This window comes from Lactococcus sp. dk101 (genome assembly GCF_009601055.1).
GTDB lineage: Bacteria > Bacillota > Bacilli > Lactobacillales > Streptococcaceae > Lactococcus.
In genome coordinates this window covers 1-1,233 of record NZ_WITI01000032.1, presented here as the reverse complement: position 1 = coordinate 1,233, position 1,233 = coordinate 1, and the positions used below count along the sequence as shown (strand labels likewise).

Below are 1,233 nucleotides of genomic sequence, written 5' to 3'. Positions count from 1 at the left end.
TGATGTTATCCTAGAAAAATGGACAGTAGTTTAGGTAATTTGGTACACTCAATATATGGTTAAACGATATGAACAAGGTTTCAAAGAAACTCTAGTAGAACTCTATGACTCAGGGCAAAGTGTTCTGAGTCTGTCAAGCGAATATGGCATTTCACAAACGACACTTTACAAATGGATTGACAAATACTCAAAGAAGGGTGGACAAGAGTACTCTAAGGCTGACTTTATTGATTTGAAAAAAGAGTTAGCTCGTGTTCAAGAAGAACGTGACCTCTTAAAAAAAGTATTGACCATATTCGCCGAGAAAAAGAAATGACAACCCCAGAAATGCTCAAGATGATTCATGAAGAACACTTGAATATTGCAAAAGCCTGCCATATTTTTGAACTTAATCGTTCAAGTTTTTATGAACAAATACAGCGTAAAGTTTCTCCTTCGGAACAACGACGAAATGATTTAACCGTTGAGATTAAACAGATTTATAACGCTTCTAAAAAGATTTATGGTGCCCCTAAAATACACCATCTGTTGCTTCAAAAATGGACGAATGTGGGTGTGAAACTTGTTCAAAAATTGATGCGTGAGGAGGGGATGAAATCTATTGTAAATAAAAAGTTCAGACCGTCTCAAGGTAAGTCAGAAGCTTTCTCAAGAGAAAATTTAGTGAGCACTGAACCCAGTCGCATGAATCAAGTTTGGTCAACGGATATTACCTATATCCACACACAGGCTCAAGGTTGGGTTTATCTCTCCACCATCATGGATCGCTACTCTAAGAAGATCATTGCTTGGGATATCAGTCAACGCATGACGACTGAATTAGTTACTCGAACAATGGAGAGAGCCCTTAAAATCAGAGGCAATTTTAACAATCTTATTTTACACTCAGACCAAGGAAGTCAATATACCAGTCAAGAATATAACCAACTCCTCGAAAATTATCATATCAAGCATTCTTACAGTCGTAAGGGCTATCCTTATCACAATGCAAGTCTTGAATCTTGGCATGGGCATTTAAAAAGAGAGTGGATTTATCATCGTTCAATCAAAGATTTTACTCAAGCTAAGCACGAGGTCTTTTGGTATATTGAGAGCTTCTATAATCAAAATAGAATTCATCAGGGACTTAATTATTTAACGCCCAATGAATTCGAAAAACAACAACAAAAATTAGCCGCCTAGGCAGAAAGGGAATTTACCTATTTTGATGTCTAGTTTCTTGACTTAATGTCA

Annotated in this window: 1 protein-coding gene; it reads left to right on the top strand. The window is 36.6% G+C overall.

Translation table 11 applies throughout. The annotated features are described in order from the left end of the window. The first annotated feature begins 55 nt into the window (after positions 1–55). Positions 56–1,182 (top strand): IS3 family transposase gene (locus tag GHI45_RS11190; RefSeq protein ID WP_147780922.1). Its coding sequence is split into 2 segments (ribosomal slippage): positions 56–272 and positions 272–1,182, totalling 1,128 coding nucleotides; the frame shifts between segments, so codons are not numbered across the junction. The last annotated feature ends 51 nt before the right edge of the window (positions 1,183–1,233 follow it).